A 16,860-nucleotide genomic window follows, 5' to 3' on the forward strand; every position below is an offset into this window, starting at 1 on the left:
GCATTAGTATATTTATCTATTCTAATCCTCCACCTATGAGATTACAAATTACTCTAAACATTCTACTTGCAATTCTTTTTACCGTTTTTCAGGTAACGCTATTATCTAGTCAAACACCTTGTGAGAATGGTATGGCGGGTGAGTTTCCTTGTTTTGGTTTTGATCTTCAAGACAGACTTACTGAGGCAGACCTCAACACTACATTTGTAAATGACAGCTGGGGATGGACTAATCCTGATGATGGTAAAGAGTATGCCATAATAGGCTTACGCAACGGTACTGCTTTTGTAGACATATCAAATCCAAATGAAATTGTTCTTATAGGTACTTTGCCTACGCACACAACAGAAAGTGTATGGAGAGATATTAAGGTTTATGAAAATCACGCTTATATAGTAAGTGAAGCAAATGGCCACGGTATGCAAGTTTTTGACCTCACAAGACTTACAGATATAACTGCTACTCCTGTAACTTTTACAGAAGACGCTCACTATGATGGCTTTGGTAATGCACATAATATTGTAATTAACCCTGAGAGCGGTTATGCATATGCCGTGGGTACACAAACCTTTAATGGAGGACCTCATTTTATAGATATTTCTGACCCCACAAATCCTACGGCAGCTGGAGGTTATGGGCTCAATAATTACAGTCACGATGCACAGGTGGTAACTTATAGCGGTCCAGACACAGATTATACAGGTAGAGAAATACTTATAGGAAGTAATGCAAATATTGTCGCACTTGTAGATATAACAGATAAAGCAAATCCTGTTGAGATTTCTACAATTACCTACCCTACTATAGGCTATACACATCAAGGCTGGTTTACAGAAGACCAGCGCTACTTCTTACTAGGTGATGAAACAGATGAGATAGACTTTGGTTTTAATACGAGAACTATCGTTTTTGACTTTAATGATCTTGACAACCCTGTATTGTCTTTTGAGTATGAAGGACCCACAGAAGCGATAGATCATAATGGCTACGTACTAGGTGATCTCTTTTATTTATCAAACTACCGCGCAGGGATGCGCCTCATTAATATTTCGGGTATAGAAAATGGTAGTATAGAAGAGATGGGATTCTTTGACACCTATCCTGCAGATGATTCGGCGGGATTTGGTGGCGGACTTTGGAATGTCTATCCTTATTTTGAGAGCGGTAACATCGTGCTAAGTGGAGGCGGAGGTTTTTTTCTTGTAAAACAAAACAGCTCTCTGGGCGTTGATAGTATAGACAGCAAAGACATCTCTGTAGCTATGTATCCTAACCCAGCAATAGATGAAGTACATCTTTCTAGTAAAGAAATCATAGGTGATGTAAAGATTTACAATGTTCTTGGACAAATAGTTATTGCAAAGAAACTCCCTAAAGAAGGCACAATATCTGTTAGAGAGTTAAACAAAGGGGTCTACTTTGTTAAAACAGATTACAGCACAACACGACTTATTATTCAATGAAAATAACATCTTACATACTCATTCTAGCACTTCTAATTCTCTCTTGTAAAGATGATGATGCTACTGGGTTACCAGAACCCGAAGAGCCTACAGCACCAGAACAAGTAGTTACAGATATACTTGTACGTACACCTTGTACTAATGGATTTGCAGACATCTATCCCTGTGCAAATTATGATCTTATGTCCCATCTATCACAAGAGACTATAGGAGAACCGGGCTTTAATGATATCTGGGGCTGGACAGATGCTACAACATCACGTGAATATGCTATTCTAGGAGGCCAGGCAAGCACCATTTTTATAGATATAACAAATGCCCAAAACCCATCTATCATAGGTAAACTACCTACAGCATCTATAAACTCAAGATGGAGAGACATAAAGGTATTTAATGACCACGCATTTATTGTGAGTGAGGCGGCAAACCACGGGATGCAAGTTTTTGACCTCACAAGATTACGTAATGCACAAAACACCCCCATAACCTTTGATGCAGATGCATTATATACAGACATAGGCAACGCCCATAATATTGTAATAAATGAAGATTCTGGATTTGCTTATGTTGTGGGTACAGAAACATTTTTAGGCGGTCCACATTTTATAGATATAAGTACCCCATCTACTCCTATTGCAGCAGGCGGTTATGCAGGGTCTGGCTATACGCACGATGCACAAGTGGTAACTTATAATGGTCCAGATATGGATTATGTAGGACAAGAGATTTTACTCGCCAGCAATGAAGATGTTGTAGTCATAGCAGATGTGACAGATAAAGAAAATCCGCAGCTTATAGCTACCGTAAGTCAAGATAATGTAGGCTACATACATCAAGGCTGGTTTGATGAAAATCATACAATTTATTATGCAAATGATGAGTTTGATGAAACCGAATTTGGATTCAACTCAAGAACACTCGTCTTTGATCTTACAGACCTAGACAACCCCGTTTACACCGGTCCTTATTTTGGACCTACACAAGCTATAGACCACAATCTCTATGTAAAAGATTTTGATTTATACCTAACAAATTACACCGCAGGGTTACGCGTTGCAGATATAAGCGGCAATAGCCTTGATAACATAACAGACATAGGTTCTTTTGACACCCACCCAGAAAATAATGCTACAGAGTTTAATGGAGCCTGGAGTGTGTACCCGTATTTTGATAGCGGCAATATTATTATTTCAGACATCACACGTGGCTTATTTGTCATTCGTAAATCTGGTACTTAAAAATGAAAAAATATAACTTTATAAATATGATGTGGTTTACGCTTTCGCGAAAGCGTACCTACTCCCTTTATATACTTCTCCTCATCGCCATTGCTTGTAAAGATGATGAAGAGCTTCTTACAGACGATGTCACGATAACAGATGATGTAGTAAATACAGACGACACAGTGACTCCAGAAGAAGGCTTTACTGTGCAATACACAAGCATTTATGGAGGAAGCCAAGTAGACACTTTTCAAGCCGTAGCGGCGACTCCAGATGAAGGATTTGCTGCTCTAGGACATACACAAAGTGTAGACGGTGACGTTACAGATAATGATAGCCAGATTAATAAACTATGGCTTGTTAAAGCAGATCAAGATGGTGTTATACAATGGTCAAAAACCTATGGTGGAAGTGAGGATAGCCGAGGCACAAAAGTAATTACAACCACAGATGGAGGATATGCCATACTAGGCTACAGCGAGAGCAGCGATGGTGATATGACAGAAAATGCAGGCTTTTATGATCACTGGATTGCAAAACTTGATGCACAAGGCAATATACTCTGGCAGAAGAGCTATGGCTTTTCGGGTTCAGATCAGGCATATGGACTTATACAGACTACAGATGGCGGCTTCTTTACCTCAGGATTTCTAGACGTAACAGCATCTCAAGGAGAAGGTAATGACGGTTTACAAGACCCTAATAACACAAATGATAATAGTCGTGCTACGCTACACGGCGTAGGAGAGTTTTGGGGTCATAAACTGGACGCAAACGGTAACCTAGTGTGGAGAAGGTATTATGGAGGCACCAATAACGATAGGTCATATGAGGCTTTACAAGCACCAGATGGCGGGATACTTATGGTAGGTAACTCAGAGAGTAACGACTTTGACATATCAGACTCGCAAGGAAGTTATGACTTCTGGGCAGTAAGACTTAGCGCTAGCGGAGATTTACTCTGGGAGCGATCGCTAGGAGGTAGCCAGATAGAAATTGCATATACAGCTACCACCACGCCAGATGGAGCCTACCTACTAGCCGGTGACACGAGAAGTAGTGATGGAGATGTAACAAATTTTCGCGGAAGCGCAGATGTATGGCTGGTAAAACTAAGCGACCAGGGAGAACTACTCTGGGAGAAAACACTAGGCGGGTCCAATTTTGAAACCACTCGCAGCATCACACAAACGCCAGATGGGTATGCTATAACGGGTGCCTCGCGTAGCCTAGATGGACAGGTAACGACTAACAATGGCCAGAACGATATCTGGGTAGTCTCTATAGATCAAGACGGTGAGTTGATTAAGCAACAATCCTTTGGCGGTAATGGTCAAGATTTTGGCTATGGCATCACCGCCACTACAGATGGAACATTAATTATCGCTGGAGACACAGATAGCACAAGTGGACCCCTAGTTGCCTCAAAAGGAGCAACTGATGCCGTAATTATAAAACTTAACTAAATAGTACTATGAAACAGATAATCGCTTTATGTACAATCGCACTCCTCTTGCTATCGTGCAATGAAGATAATGATGATATGGATACGGCTTATGGATCATTAAACCTAGTCTTTGAGAACACCGTTGCGTCATCTCCACTCACACTCAACACGCAAACCTATGCAAACCTAAGTGGTGAAGGGTACACCGTTTCAGAACTAAAGTATATTATCTCAAACATACAGCTTACAAGGTCAGATAACACCGTTCATACGATACCGGTAGATAGAAGTTACTTTGTCATAAACGAGGCAGGTTCAAAAACGGCGCTACTAGATAGCATCCCAGTAGGTGATTATACGGGTATAAACTTTGGTTTTGGTGTAGACCCTACACGCTACCCTATTGAGTCTGGCTCTGTAAATTTTATTCCTACTGCAGAGGAGGCTGGTATGTTATGGACGTGGTCTGCAGGATATAAATTTTTAAAATTTGAAGGTACCTATTCAACCACAGTAGATACAGATGATGCAAACCCATTTACCTATCACGTAGGGAGCCACGGGGCAAATCTGGATAATTATAAGGAAATTAATCTCGCTTTCGCGAAAGCGGTAACCGCATCAACCACCACAACTCAAACTATTAATTTTGATGTGGCTAAGATTTTTGACAGCACAAACACAATGTCTCTTGTAGCCAAAGATGATATACAAGTAGACCCAGAAAATGCTCCAAAAATTGCCGAAAATGTACGCACAGCATTTAGTATAGAATAAATGAAACAACTATTATACATACTGCTTTTCATCTCAATCTCCTGCTCTACAGAAAGCACAGATGACACTAGCGTAATGACAGACGATGGCTACACGCCGTTACCAAATCCTGCGCTTAATTTTGAGATCCCTTCAAATTTTCCGGAGAGCACATATGACGTTACCCAAAATCCACCTACAGAGCAAGGTTTTGAGCTGGGTAAGAGACTATTTTTTGATGGCAGGCTCGCTTCAGATGGAGTCGTTTCTTGTGGTTTTTGTCACATTCAAGAGTTTGCATTTACCCATCATACACATATCACCAGTCACGGTGTAGATGGGCAAATAGGTAGTCGCAATGCACAGCCGTTACATAACCTAGCATTTATGGCAGACTTTACTTGGGATGGTGCCGCAACGTTTTTAGACTCGCAATTTATTATCCCTATTACGGCAGAAAAGGAAATGAACGAAACCATCTCTAATGTGCTTAATAAACTGCGTGATGATGACAACTATCCGCAGTTATATGCAAATGCTTTTGGCGACGAAGAGATTACAACAGAGCGCACATTTAAGGCATTATCACAATTTATAGTGATGATGATAAGTGCAAACTCAAAATATGACAAGTGGGAACGTGGTGAGGCCGTCACACTTACCCCAGATGAAGATGCGGGTCGCATTCTCTTTGATGCTAAGTGTGCTAGCTGTCACGCAGGCTCCTTGCAAACAGACCAGACATATCGCAATAATGGACTAGCCATAGACCCAGCATTTAATGATATAGGCAGGGAGCGTGTTACTGGGTTGCCAGAAGATAATAGAAAGTTTAAAGTACCCAGTTTACGTAATATTGAAATCACCTTTCCATATATGCACGATGGTAGATTACAGTCACTACAAGATGTACTAGACTTTTATACAGATGGTATAACCGCTAGTGATAATCTAGACCCACTTCTTGTACGCCCAGATGGCACACTAGGCTTAGATATTACTCAAGATGAAAAGGAAAAAATCATTGCATTTCTTAAAACACTTACCGATAACGACTTCTTGCTTGACAACAGGTTTAAAGAATTTTAACAATGCTTTTGGTTTGACCTGCACATAAGGCTTTTAAATCATAAAATAATCATAAATGCCATTAATTTCTAGCTAAATAAACAATGTTTAATTAATTTAACCAAAAATTAAACAAATTAGTTATGGACCTCTTACAACAAGCTGAAGTTTATGAAAATAGAACAATGAGTCATATGTCTACAAGCGACAGAGTTGCCGCTTCTAGAGAAGGAAAGAAACTCATTCTTGCCATAAACGAGATTTACAAAAAAACAAAAGATAGCCACCTTATGGAGGTTATGAAACGTCTTACAGTAAAAAAGAAAAAAATAGAAAAACGTATTAAGGGTAGACTTGCTGCTTAATTACATTTTTATAAAGGATTATAAGAGCGCATTTTTGCGCTCTTTTTTGTTGGAAAATCTTTTGGAACCTCCTGGGTTACCTTCCCTGTAGCTGCCCACTCTGCTCCTCTTTGTAGTGTTGTAATAAACCCAACACCCTCCATAGAGTAATCCATATGTCCTAGCGCTGTATGAAATACGCGACCCTCCTCGTAGTTTATAGCCATAAGTAATGGCTCTGTACGCCCAGACCCCTTATTTTCTGGTGCCCAGGGTTGTGCATTGCCGTCTACATCTGAGTATGCAGTGGCTAGTACTGTAACATTTTCGGCAGGACCACGCAGACGGTCATATAATTCGTCTTTAGTATGTAACCACTCTGCAGGTAGATCTTTCATAATAGGATGCTCTGGCGCTCTGGTCGTAATTAAAAACTCAACCTCTGGGCCGTGAGAAGATTCCTCCCCGTTTGCAGGAGCGATAACTTGCTCATCATTTTCATTATAATAGATCTGCTTTCCTTTGGTAAGGTCACGATGACCCCAACCACCTACACCTATCATCTTGTTATATGCCTCCCAGTTTCCAAAAGAATTATTTGCCGCGTGTACAACTACAAGTCCTCCACCGTTTGCCATATACTGCTCAAAATTAGATTTCACCTCATCTGTCCACCCGCTTGAGTCCATCCCAAAATTTGAAATAACCACATCATACTTATTAAATTGTGGATTAAAACTTGGGTCTGGCGTAATGGTATCTGTAGAAGTATGTACTCTATAATCTTCCCATCTATATAGATCTACCAACCTTGTTATACTATCGTGATTGATACCATCTACAGTGCCGTGGTGTGGACCTTGATACAAGTATTTTGCACGATGAAGGTCTACTATAAATAGGCCTGTTTCTTCAAGGTAAGATTTCATCATCACAGAAGTTTTAGGCCATACTCCGTGATTATTCTGACCATCTATTACGAGTGCACGCAACTTTTTGGGCTGCATCTCTTCTTGTTTTTCTGTTTGACCTTGCTCTCCACACCCTATTATTATAAGGGACATAAAAGTGAGTACTGCTAGATAGAGATGTTTCATATAAATAGTTTTTTTGATAATGTGAGTAGGTATCACGCTTTCGCGAAAGCGGACACTTAAAATAAAAATAATTTTGCAATGGCTGCTATAAGCACTACTATTAAAACATAGTAAGCCACCTTATCTGCTCCCTTATACTTTGTGGCAAAGCGAGCGGTGAGAAAACCTCCTATGGTTTGTCCTACAGCCATAATAAACCCTAGTTTCCAGTCAATAAGACCTTGAAAATGAAAGAGGCCTATCACGAATAACGTATAGAGACCTATGACAAATCCTTTAAGCGCATTACTTTCTATGATATTCATACGCATACCCAGCACCATAATAATAAGAAAGAAGACTCCCATCCCCATCTGTATAAATCCGCCATAAAAGCCTAGTGCAAATAATAGCGGAATGTAGATATACCACTTAGGTCTAAACTCAAGATCTGTCTCTCGCAACCAGCGTTTAGGTCTTACGAGTACAGCAACAAGCATAAAGAGCATCATAAATTTAAACACAGCTCTAAACTGCTCATTACTTACATTTATCGCAAGCAGGCCTCCCGCAACCGCGCCTATAAAAATGGGAATGATGTACTTTTTATGACGAGCGATGTTAAGCCTCCCGTTTTTATGAAACACCCACGAGGTTGCTGCACACTGTGTAAAGATGCCTATTCTGTTTGTGCCGTTTGCTACATTAGGAGGTAAGCCTAGCACCTCGGTTAGTATGGTGAGTGTTATGGCGCTACCGTTACCTGCAAGGGTGTTAATCCCTCCAGCTATTAAGGCTCCTATGATGGCGATAGCATATGTTTGTAATTCTGTCACTTTTTAAAAATTTAAGATCACCCCTCCATACATTGTAAATCCAGGTGCTGGCTCATAAAATCTATTGCCAAAAGCATTGATACGCACATTATCTGTGTATTCTTGATCGAGTGCATTATTGATCCCAAGATACGGCTTGATTTGTATTTTTCTAAAAAGTGTCTGGTAACTAAGCTGCACGTTTACCAGCTCGTAGCCGTCTATCTCTGTCTCATTACTATCTTGTGCAAACTGTGACCCTATAAAGTTTGCACTCACCCGTGCACTAAAACCTGCCTCTGTATCATATAATAATCCCAAAGTAGACATATGCTTTGCAATACCAGGCAAGGCATTACCCGCATAATCTGCATCTCCCACGGTAAACTCATCATAAGTAAAATCTGAGTAGGTATATGATGCTGTGGCTTGCAGGTTTTTTGAGAAGGCATACTGCCCCTCCACCTCAACACCTAGCCTGTTAGTTTTGCCTGCATTTCTATAAAACTCGCGATCTGGAAAAGCCTCTAGTTCAAAAGGCACAAGGTCGTCACGTGTATTTATACTAAAAGTGGTTACTTGATAACGCAGCTTGTTACTTAAGGCTCCCTTAACACCCACTTCAACACTTGTTGCTTTTTGAGGAGCTAAATTTTCATTAAAGCCGGAGAGACCATCTGGACTCGTAGACACCTCAGATAATGATGGAGTTTCAAAACTGGTTGACACATTTATAAAGGGTATAAACGCTTTCGCGAAAGCGTAACTCACACCCGCACTAGGATTAAAAGAATTTAAAGTCACACTCCCAGAATCATCTCCATCACTAAGAAAATCATCATCTGCCGAAAGTTTATTGTAATCAAATCTAGCCCCGGCGGTAAAAAGCCATTTATCAATATTGAAGTGATCTGTCAGGTAAACTCCAAGGTTTGTAAACTTTTCCTTTTGACTAAGAGAAAGATCTCCTTGCTCGCCTTCAAGGTTTTGAAACCTGCGGCGCCTGTCATTTTGAAAAGCAAAATCATACCCTACTTGTAAGGTGTTATGACCCTTAGTATATCTATAAGCTGCTCCCTGACCCATATAATTACGATTGAGGTCTACTATACCACCATTTTCAAAAGGAAGTAGTCCATCAAAAAGCCTATTGCTATAAAACCCATAGGTGGTGAAGCTGCTCTTTTTATTTATCAACCACTCTAAACTCGCTCCTACTTTAAGCTGTGAGATCGCTTCTCCTGTTTTAAAAAGCTGGTTGCGATCGCGGGCTTGTCTTCTATTTGTGTTTACCTCTTCTAGTGTTAACCCTCCAGGGTCATCTGCCTGCGGTGCATCTGTGTAATTAATTATGGTGGTTAGATAAAGGCTGTCTGCAAGTGCAAATCTTCCTTTAAAATTAGTATTAATTTGCTCAAAACCACTTTGATCTCTGTATCCATCAGACTGCATATAATTTGCGTGAAAGATATAACTCGCTAGTGAGTCTCCTATAGCTGCTGTAGCTTGATAATTTTGAAAACCGAAAGCACCAGCGCCCACCTTTATTTCAGTACCTAGATTTTCCGAATCATAAGACCTCGTTTTTATATCAATAACTCCTCCAGAGGCATTTCCGTAAAGACTCGAGCTAGGTCCTTTTATAACCTCTATACCATCTATAATTCCTAAAGTGAGGTTATCTAATTGCCCTTGACCATCTGGCGTAGTTTCTGGTATGCCGTCTACAATAAGTTTTATCCCACGTATCCCAAAACTAGACCGTGCTCCAAAACCGCGTATTGAGACTCTTAAATCTTGAGCAAAGTTCGTCACATTCTGAGTAAAAACTCCAGGAACTCCCTGTACATATTCTTGTAGTGATAATTGCTGTCGTGTTGCATCTTGTGGTACAGTTTTAATTACAGAAACAGCGGCAGGAATTCTGTCTAGAGTACTTTGTATTCTAGTAGATTGTATGATTACAGTATCTATAGTTTGCTCAGGTATTGACCCCGTCTGACTGTAACAAATTGATGCAAAAGCTAACAAATTGATAAGCGTTACGATGCGTGTCTTTTTCAATGGCTTAATTTTTACCGAAAAGTACTGCCTACCAGAAGAACATCAAAATAAAGCTACCTTTACTTATACCAATCATACAATTAAGATGAAAAAACTCAAGAAGTTAAAAAAATGGTTTTATAAGATTCTCGCAAAAGTAACTCCGGGCAAAACGAGCACGCGAGGAGCAGCGATTGCCCTGCTCATAGTAAGTGCCATTTTATTTACTATAGCAGCTATCGCTTCTGTCACAAAATCAAAAGACCCTTGGTTTTTACTCTTCTTTGCGGTCTTTGTGATAATCATAGTGCTTAGCGCATATTTCTTTTTATGGATTCTAAAGAAATACAACCGTATGCCTAAAATATTGAAGCTAGCGCTGCTCATTGCAACCCCTCTATTATTTGTAGCACTCGCCTTTGAGGGTATCTATGTGTTTTTTGCTTTTTGTATTATCTCCTTAATAGGTGGAGTTATCGCACTATTTACCACAAATGTATTTTCATCCTTATCTAAGGTTAAAAAAGGAATTGCACTTCTGTGCCTGCTAGTTGGCATCATAAGTTTGGTAAGTGTTATTAATGGATTACTCCCACGCGGTTTTGACATAAAACCAGTACTTAATGCTGCTGCACTGCATAAAAATGCAGTACAAAAAATAGAAGCTCCGTCACCTGCAGCACGAGGAGATTATACTGTAAAAAAGATAACATACGGTAGTGGTAAGGACAAACATAGACCAGAATTTGGCAAAGATGTCACCTTTACTACAAAACCCGTAAGTGGTGTTCCTTTTTTAGATAATTGGGAGGGTCTCAGTGGCTGGTATAGGGAACACTTTTGGGATTTTGATGACAAAGAGTTACCGCTTAATGGGTATGTATGGTATCCAGAAGGAGAAGGGCCATTCCCACTCGCGCTCATTGTACACGGTAATCACTTAATGTCAGACTTCTCAGATGTAGGTTATGAGTATCTTGGAGAGCTACTTGCTTCTAGAGGTATTATTACTGTATCTGTAGATCAAAACTTTCTTAATGGCTCTTGGGCAGATGTTACGGGCGGACTTGATGAGGAAAACGATGCCAGAGGCTGGATGCTATTAGAACACCTACGTGTATGGCACGAGTGGAACAAAACTGAGGATCATCCTTTTTATCAAAAAATAGACACAACTAGTATTGCCCTTATAGGACACTCTAGGGGTGGAGAAGCTGTAGGTCACGCCGCTTTTATGAATACCCTACCCTACTACTCTGATGATGCGTCCATACCCTTAGACTATAATTTTAATATCAAATCTATAGTAGCTATTGCACCGGTAGATGGGCAGTATCAACCTGGCGATGCGCCTAATGAACTAAAAGATGTGAGCTACCTTACTATACACGGTTCTCAAGATGGTGATGTGACTTCCTTTGCTGGGTCAAAACAATATGAGCGAATCACCTTCTCAGATAGCACATCACATTTTAAATCTGCGGTGTATGTACAAGGAGCAAATCACGGCCAGTTTAACACCAGCTGGGGAGAAAATGATACCTCAGATGCCAGCACTTATTTTCTTAATAACAAGCAGCTTCTATCTGGAGAGGAACAACGCGAGATTGCCCGCGTTTACATAAGTGCTTTTTTAGAAACAACACTTACAGATAAGATGAGCTATAAGCCACTATTTGCAGATGCTCGAACAGGCGCAGACTGGCTTCCAGAAACAATCTATTTAAGTCAGTATGAAGATAGCTCTTTTACTCCGCTAGCAACATATGATGAAGATTTTAATGTAACCACAGGCACAAAAGACAGCACTACAATTAAGAGTATAAATGTCACTGTCTGGCGAGAGCAAGAAATTAGTCTTAAATGGGGAGAAAAAGGTTCTCGAGCGGCTTACGTGGGCTGGCATTATAAAGATATAGAGGAAGGTCATCCTATACCAGACTCACTAGTGGCAACCTATGAGTATACTTTTAAGCCAGAGCCCTTAGATAGCACAATGGCACTCACTTTTACCCTCGCTGAGTCTACAGAAAATACAAACCCTAAATCTAGCGGAAAATGGAATGATAATGAAGATGAAGATGACCTTGAGACTGAAACTGAAGATGCTACAGAAAACGAGCTCGAAAAAGAAATTGAAAAGGAAAATGAAACAGATGATGAAAAGCTTGAGGACGACATCCCAGACGCACCTATAGATTTTAGTATCATCATTTCAAACAGCGATGGTCAAAAAGTTACCTTCTGCCTTAGTGATTTTTCTGCATTGCAACGCGAAATAGAAGTACGCATATGGAAGTCACAGTTTATCACAGATGATAGCGACTCAGAAAACATTTTTCAAACCTTTATGTTTCCATTTGCAGAGATTCAAGAAAGGAACCCAGACTTTGACATCTCCTCTATAAATAATCTAGTATTTAGGTTTGACAAAACCCCAGAAGGAGTAATCATTATAGATAACCTAGGCTTTATGAAAACCCTATAAATGACCTATGTACAACGCATAAAACACCATATACACCACAACTATAGAAAACACCTATCTCGCCATCTGTTAGTTATATGTTAGGATGTCTTGAAAAACGCGACTTAAGCCGTATATTTGCAAACTATTTGTACCCATTATGATTAAAGTAGATTCAGCAGCAAAAATTAAGATCGCCAGCCTTATGCAGGAGGACGGTTTTGATGTAACCACGGACTATGTGCGCGTAGGTGTAAAAAGTGGTGGTTGCAGTGGCTTGTCATATGACCTTCATTTTGACAAAGCTCATAAAGAAGATGATAAAGTTTTTGAAGACAACGATGTAAAACTAATCGTAGACAAAAAAAGTTTTCTCTACCTCATAGGTACTACGCTAGAGTATAGCGGAGGACTTAATGGTAAAGGTTTTGTGTTTAACAATCCCAATGCACAACGTACTTGTGGTTGCGGAGAAAGTTTCTCACTATAAATAAAAAATGTTAGTACGCTTTCGCGAAAGCGTACCCTAGCTAGAAAAAGATACAATGGCATATACTGAAGACGATTTAAGGGAAGAGTTAAAAACCAAAGAATATGAGTATGGTTTTTTTACAGACATCGAGACTGAGACTTTTCCTGTAGGATTAAATGAAGACATCATTCGTGCAATTTCTAAGAAAAAGGAAGAACCACAATGGATGACAGACTGGAGGCTTGAAGCTTACAAAGTGTGGCAGTCGATGGAAGAACCAGACTGGGCAAATGTAAATTATGAAAAGCCAGATTTTCAATCTATCGCATATTACTCTGCACCAAAATCTGTAGACCCTAATAAAACCCTAGATGATGTAGATCCAGATTTACTGGCGATGTACAAAAAACTAGGTATCTCTATAGATGAGCAAAAGAGAATGAACAATGTCGCGATGGATATTGTAGTAGACTCTGTATCTGTAGCAACTACATTTAAGAAAACACTTGCCGAAAAAGGGATCATCTTTATGAGTATCTCTGAGGCAATAAAAGAACATCCAGAATTAGTGCGTAAGCATCTAGGCACCATTGTTCCCGTAAAAGACAACTACTATGCAGCTCTTAACAGTGCTGTATTTTCTGACGGATCTTTCTGTTACATTCCTAAAGGGGTGCGTTGCCCTATGGAGCTCTCTACTTACTTCCGTATAAATCAAGGAGGTACTGGACAGTTTGAAAGAACATTACTCGTGGCAGATGAGGGTAGTTATGTAAGTTACCTAGAAGGTTGTACAGCACCTAGCCGTGATGAAAATCAACTACACGCCGCAGTGGTAGAGCTTATCGCTCTAGATGATGCAGAGATTAAGTATAGTACTGTGCAAAACTGGTACCCTGGTAATGCAGAGGGTAAAGGAGGTGTTTACAACTTTGTAACAAAGCGTGGTCTTTGTGAGAAAAATGCAAAAATCTCTTGGACACAAGTAGAGACAGGATCTGCCGTAACGTGGAAATATCCTTCTTGTATCTTAAAAGGTGATAACTCAATAGGAGAATTTTACTCTATCGCTGTGACTAATAATCACCAGCAAGCAGATACGGGTACAAAGATGATACACTTAGGTAAGAATACTAAAAGTACGATTATCTCAAAAGGTATCTCTGCCGGTAAATCTCAAAACTCATATAGAGGTCTTGTAAAGATTAACTCTGGAGCCACAAATGCGCGTAACTTCTCGCAATGTGATTCACTACTTATGGGCAACGAGTGTGGAGCCCACACCTTCCCATATATTGAGACAAAAAATAAGACTGCTCAGGTAGAGCACGAGGCAACTACCAGTAAAATAGGTGAAGACCAGATTTTTTACTGTAACCAGCGTGGTATTGATACCGAGAAGGCAATTGCCCTTATCGTAAACGGGTTCTCAAAAGAGGTGCTTAACAAACTACCTATGGAGTTTGCTGTAGAAGCTCAGAAGTTACTTGAGATAAGTCTAGAAGGATCTGTAGGATAGATTATCATTATATTCAATAAAACTTAAATATGAAAAAACTAGTTGTTATAGCAATCATTGCTGGCCTTTTTACTTCGTGTGAGGAGTTTAAAAAAGGGGGTGAAGATGGCAATAGAGATGCTCAAGAAAAAACGGAAGCTGATACTAATGAAACACCAGAAATAACTCTTTACAAATTTTCTGGAGGTACTGTACAAGCAAATAACCTTAATCTGTTTGCTCAAGGAGACACGTATAAAGGAGAGTCAAAAGAACTTGCAGATGCTTTTTATGTAATCAAGCATCCAGATGGAGTGCTGCTTTGGGATACAGGTTTACCAGAGATGCTAGTAGGCCAAGAGCCATATACACCAGAAGGCGGTGCTTTTACCATCTCTCGTAAAGACTCTATAAAGACACAACTTGCGAGTGTAGGTATGACATCAGAAGATGTAGATATGATTGCTTTTTCTCACATACATTTTGATCACACGGGAGCTGCAAATCATTTTCCTAAGGCCAAGTGGTTTGTACAATCTACAGAGTATGACTTTGCAAACAGTGAGGAAATTAAAGGAAATAGTTTTTATGCACCAGCTAGCTTTAACCAGCTTACTAATGTAGAAAAGCTAGATGGAGACAAAGATGTTTTTGGCGACGGTACAGTTATCATAAAATCTATGCCTGGTCACACTGCAGGACACCAAGTATTGTTTTTACAACTTAAAAACAATGGTCCTACTCTATTATCTGGTGATATATATCACTTTGAGAAAAATAGACAAGACGCTGTTATACCGCAGTTTAACTACGACATCCCAGAAACAGAGAAGAGTATAAAGGAATTTGAAGCTTTCGCGAAAGCGCAAAACGCAACGGTAATCATACAGCACGACGCCGAAGATTTTGCAAAAACACCAGCAATACTTAATTAAGAATGAAAAAATTTCTCCTCTTAGCGATAGCGATAATAGCATTTATTTCTTGCAAGGAAACCCCAGCAAGTAATCAAGTTGCTACCGAATTTGAAACACTAGAGGGAGAATTTATTTATCTAGCAGATGCTGCTGTACTTAAAGGAGACACTTTTATTTATGGCGTAACACTAGATGAAAAAATGTACGAGCTGGCAACTATTATAAAACCATTACAACGTGATGAGTTTGATATGGTGCCAGTAATCATAAAAGGAGAATTACACTCAAAAGCAGCTGGAGAAGAAGGTTGGGATGAGATTGTAACGATAAAAGAAATACTTGAAGTCAAGGCACCAACAGGTGAGGCTCCATTAAAATTAGAAGCAGGAGACAAACTCAAAACAGAGGGCGGATCTTTAAAAGTAGAAAGCGGTAAATAATCGCACAATTAGAACGTAGAACTATGTTATCAGTAAAAAATCTGCACGCAGGCATTGAAGAGAAAGATATTCTTAAGGGAATCAACCTTGAGATGAAGGCCGGAGAAGTGCACGCAATTATGGGACCTAATGGTTCTGGTAAAAGTACACTCGCTTCTGTTATTGCAGGAAAAGAAGAGTATGAAGTAAGTAATGGAGACATAGACCTTAATGGTGAGTCTCTATTAGAAATGGATCCAGAAGAAAGAGCTCACGAGGGTGTTTTCTTATCTTTTCAATATCCTGTTGAGATACCTGGTGTATCTGTAACAAACTTTATCAAGACTGCTATAAACGAGACTCGCAAAGCAAAAGGACTAGAAGATATGCCAGCTAGTGAGATGCTTAAGAAGATTAAAGAAAAAGCAGAACTCCTTGAGATGGACCGTAAGTTCTTATCTAGATCTCTTAACGTAGGTTTCTCTGGAGGAGAAAAGAAACGTAACGAGATTTTCCAGATGGCAATGCTTGAGCCTAAGCTTGCTATTCTAGACGAAACAGATTCTGGACTTGACATTGACGCACTCCGCATTGTTGCAAATGGCGTTAACAAACTTAAGAGTGAAGATAATGCAGTACTTGTAATCACTCACTACCAGAGACTTCTTGACTACATCGTGCCAGATTTTGTACACGTACTTATGAACGGTAAGATTGTGCGTTCTGGAGGTAAAGAACTTGCTCTAGAACTAGAAGAAAAAGGGTACGACTGGCTCAAAGAAGAAGTAGGTGCATAACTAGACCTGTTACGGTAGTGATTTAATATCACACAAACAGATCTTACAACAGAAC

General features: G+C 39.8%; 15 protein-coding genes. 12 read left to right on the top strand and 3 right to left on the bottom strand.

What is annotated here, in order from left to right:
• The first annotated feature begins 35 nt into the window (after window positions 1-35).
• The 6 genes from ABVM49_RS02790 (at window position 36) to ABVM49_RS02815 (ending at window position 6,322) form a co-directional block, all read left to right on the top strand.
• Window positions 36-1,463: a choice-of-anchor B family protein gene (locus ABVM49_RS02790; RefSeq protein WP_405202935.1), complete on the top strand. Its 1,428-nt coding sequence runs from the start codon at window positions 36-38 to the stop codon at window positions 1,461-1,463.
• Window positions 1,460-2,701: a choice-of-anchor B family protein gene (locus ABVM49_RS02795; RefSeq protein ID WP_405202936.1), complete on the top strand. Its 1,242-nt coding sequence runs from the start codon at window positions 1,460-1,462 to the stop codon at window positions 2,699-2,701. Before ABVM49_RS02790 ends, ABVM49_RS02795 begins: the two co-directional genes overlap by 4 nt.
• 2 nt (window positions 2,702-2,703) lie before the next feature.
• A complete protein-coding gene (locus ABVM49_RS02800) occupies window positions 2,704-4,152 on the top strand; it encodes a hypothetical protein (protein ID WP_405202937.1) in 1,449 nt (482 codons plus the stop codon).
• Window positions 4,153-4,160: 8 nt separating this feature from the next.
• A complete protein-coding gene (locus ABVM49_RS02805) occupies window positions 4,161-4,910 on the top strand; it encodes an MbnP family protein (RefSeq protein WP_405202938.1) in 750 nt (249 codons plus the stop codon).
• Complete coding sequence (locus tag ABVM49_RS02810; RefSeq protein WP_405202939.1) at window positions 4,911-5,978, top strand: cytochrome-c peroxidase; 1,068 nt, start codon at window positions 4,911-4,913, stop codon at window positions 5,976-5,978.
• Window positions 5,979-6,100: 122 nt separating this feature from the next.
• Complete coding sequence (locus ABVM49_RS02815; protein ID WP_035327058.1) at window positions 6,101-6,322, top strand: hypothetical protein; 222 nt, start codon at window positions 6,101-6,103, stop codon at window positions 6,320-6,322.
• 8 nt (window positions 6,323-6,330) lie between these two features.
• On the opposite strand, the gene ABVM49_RS02820 is transcribed toward ABVM49_RS02815, so the two are convergent.
• The 3 genes from ABVM49_RS02820 to ABVM49_RS02830 are packed head-to-tail and all read right to left on the bottom strand — an operon-like array spanning window position 6,331 to window position 10,256.
• On the bottom strand, window positions 6,331-7,398 hold the full coding sequence (locus ABVM49_RS02820) for a ThuA domain-containing protein (protein WP_405202940.1): 1,068 nt from the start codon (window positions 7,396-7,398) through the stop codon (window positions 6,331-6,333).
• A gap of 56 nt (window positions 7,399-7,454) precedes the next feature.
• Window positions 7,455-8,213, bottom strand: coding sequence for a sulfite exporter TauE/SafE family protein (locus ABVM49_RS02825; protein WP_405202941.1), 759 nt, complete (start codon window positions 8,211-8,213; stop codon window positions 7,455-7,457).
• A gap of 3 nt (window positions 8,214-8,216) precedes the next feature.
• Window positions 8,217-10,256, bottom strand: coding sequence for a TonB-dependent receptor family protein (locus ABVM49_RS02830; RefSeq protein ID WP_405202942.1), 2,040 nt, complete (start codon window positions 10,254-10,256; stop codon window positions 8,217-8,219).
• An 85-nt stretch (window positions 10,257-10,341) separates the two neighbouring features.
• On the opposite strand from ABVM49_RS02830, the gene ABVM49_RS02835 reads away from it, so the two are divergent.
• The 6 genes from ABVM49_RS02835 to sufC all read left to right on the top strand — a co-directional run bounded on the left by ABVM49_RS02835 (window position 10,342) and on the right by sufC (window position 16,805).
• On the top strand, window positions 10,342-12,723 hold the full coding sequence (locus tag ABVM49_RS02835) for a hypothetical protein (RefSeq protein ID WP_405202943.1): 2,382 nt from the start codon (window positions 10,342-10,344) through the stop codon (window positions 12,721-12,723).
• 139 nt (window positions 12,724-12,862) lie between these two features.
• On the top strand, window positions 12,863-13,192 hold the full coding sequence (locus ABVM49_RS02840) for an iron-sulfur cluster assembly accessory protein (RefSeq protein ID WP_035327050.1): 330 nt from the start codon (window positions 12,863-12,865) through the stop codon (window positions 13,190-13,192).
• Window positions 13,193-13,247: 55 nt separating this feature from the next.
• Window positions 13,248-14,693, top strand: a complete 1,446-nt coding sequence (sufB, locus tag ABVM49_RS02845) for a Fe-S cluster assembly protein SufB (RefSeq protein WP_038598934.1) — start codon at window positions 13,248-13,250, stop codon at window positions 14,691-14,693.
• Window positions 14,694-14,722: 29 nt separating this feature from the next.
• Window positions 14,723-15,607 (top strand): N-acyl homoserine lactonase family protein, encoded by an 885-nt coding sequence (locus ABVM49_RS02850; protein WP_405202944.1) that lies wholly within the window; start codon window positions 14,723-14,725, stop codon window positions 15,605-15,607.
• Between the two features lie 2 nt (window positions 15,608-15,609).
• Window positions 15,610-16,029: a hypothetical protein gene (locus ABVM49_RS02855; RefSeq protein WP_405202945.1), complete on the top strand. Its 420-nt coding sequence runs from the start codon at window positions 15,610-15,612 to the stop codon at window positions 16,027-16,029.
• Window positions 16,030-16,052: 23 nt separating this feature from the next.
• A complete protein-coding gene (gene sufC / locus ABVM49_RS02860) occupies window positions 16,053-16,805 on the top strand; it encodes a Fe-S cluster assembly ATPase SufC (protein WP_035327044.1) in 753 nt (250 codons plus the stop codon).
• Window positions 16,806-16,860 lie beyond the last annotated feature (55 nt).

The sequence above is a fragment of the Dokdonia sp. LLG6352-1 genome, assembly GCF_045055815.1.
In the GTDB taxonomy this organism is placed as follows: domain Bacteria; phylum Bacteroidota; class Bacteroidia; order Flavobacteriales; family Flavobacteriaceae; genus Dokdonia; species Dokdonia donghaensis.

Bases quoted from the DNA above. Each gene is read 5' to 3' on its own strand.
- ABVM49_RS02840 (WP_035327050.1), top strand. From the start codon at position 12,863: ATGATTAAAGTAGATTCAGCAGCAAAAATTAAGATCGCCAGCCTTATG.
- ABVM49_RS02820 (WP_405202940.1), bottom strand. From the start codon at position 7,398: ATGAAACATCTCTATCTAGCAGTACTCACTTTTATGTCCCTTATAATA.
- ABVM49_RS02795 (WP_405202936.1), top strand. From the start codon at position 1,460: ATGAAAATAACATCTTACATACTCATTCTAGCACTTCTAATTCTCTCT.
- sufB (WP_038598934.1), top strand. From the start codon at position 13,248: ATGGCATATACTGAAGACGATTTAAGGGAAGAGTTAAAAACCAAAGAA.
- ABVM49_RS02850 (WP_405202944.1), top strand. From the start codon at position 14,723: ATGAAAAAACTAGTTGTTATAGCAATCATTGCTGGCCTTTTTACTTCG.
- ABVM49_RS02790 (WP_405202935.1), top strand. From the start codon at position 36: ATGAGATTACAAATTACTCTAAACATTCTACTTGCAATTCTTTTTACC.
- ABVM49_RS02800 (WP_405202937.1), top strand. From the start codon at position 2,704: ATGAAAAAATATAACTTTATAAATATGATGTGGTTTACGCTTTCGCGA.
- sufC (WP_035327044.1), top strand. From the start codon at position 16,053: ATGTTATCAGTAAAAAATCTGCACGCAGGCATTGAAGAGAAAGATATT.
- ABVM49_RS02855 (WP_405202945.1), top strand. From the start codon at position 15,610: ATGAAAAAATTTCTCCTCTTAGCGATAGCGATAATAGCATTTATTTCT.
- ABVM49_RS02835 (WP_405202943.1), top strand. From the start codon at position 10,342: ATGAAAAAACTCAAGAAGTTAAAAAAATGGTTTTATAAGATTCTCGCA.
- ABVM49_RS02810 (WP_405202939.1), top strand. From the start codon at position 4,911: ATGAAACAACTATTATACATACTGCTTTTCATCTCAATCTCCTGCTCT.
- ABVM49_RS02805 (WP_405202938.1), top strand. From the start codon at position 4,161: ATGAAACAGATAATCGCTTTATGTACAATCGCACTCCTCTTGCTATCG.
- ABVM49_RS02815 (WP_035327058.1), top strand. From the start codon at position 6,101: ATGGACCTCTTACAACAAGCTGAAGTTTATGAAAATAGAACAATGAGT.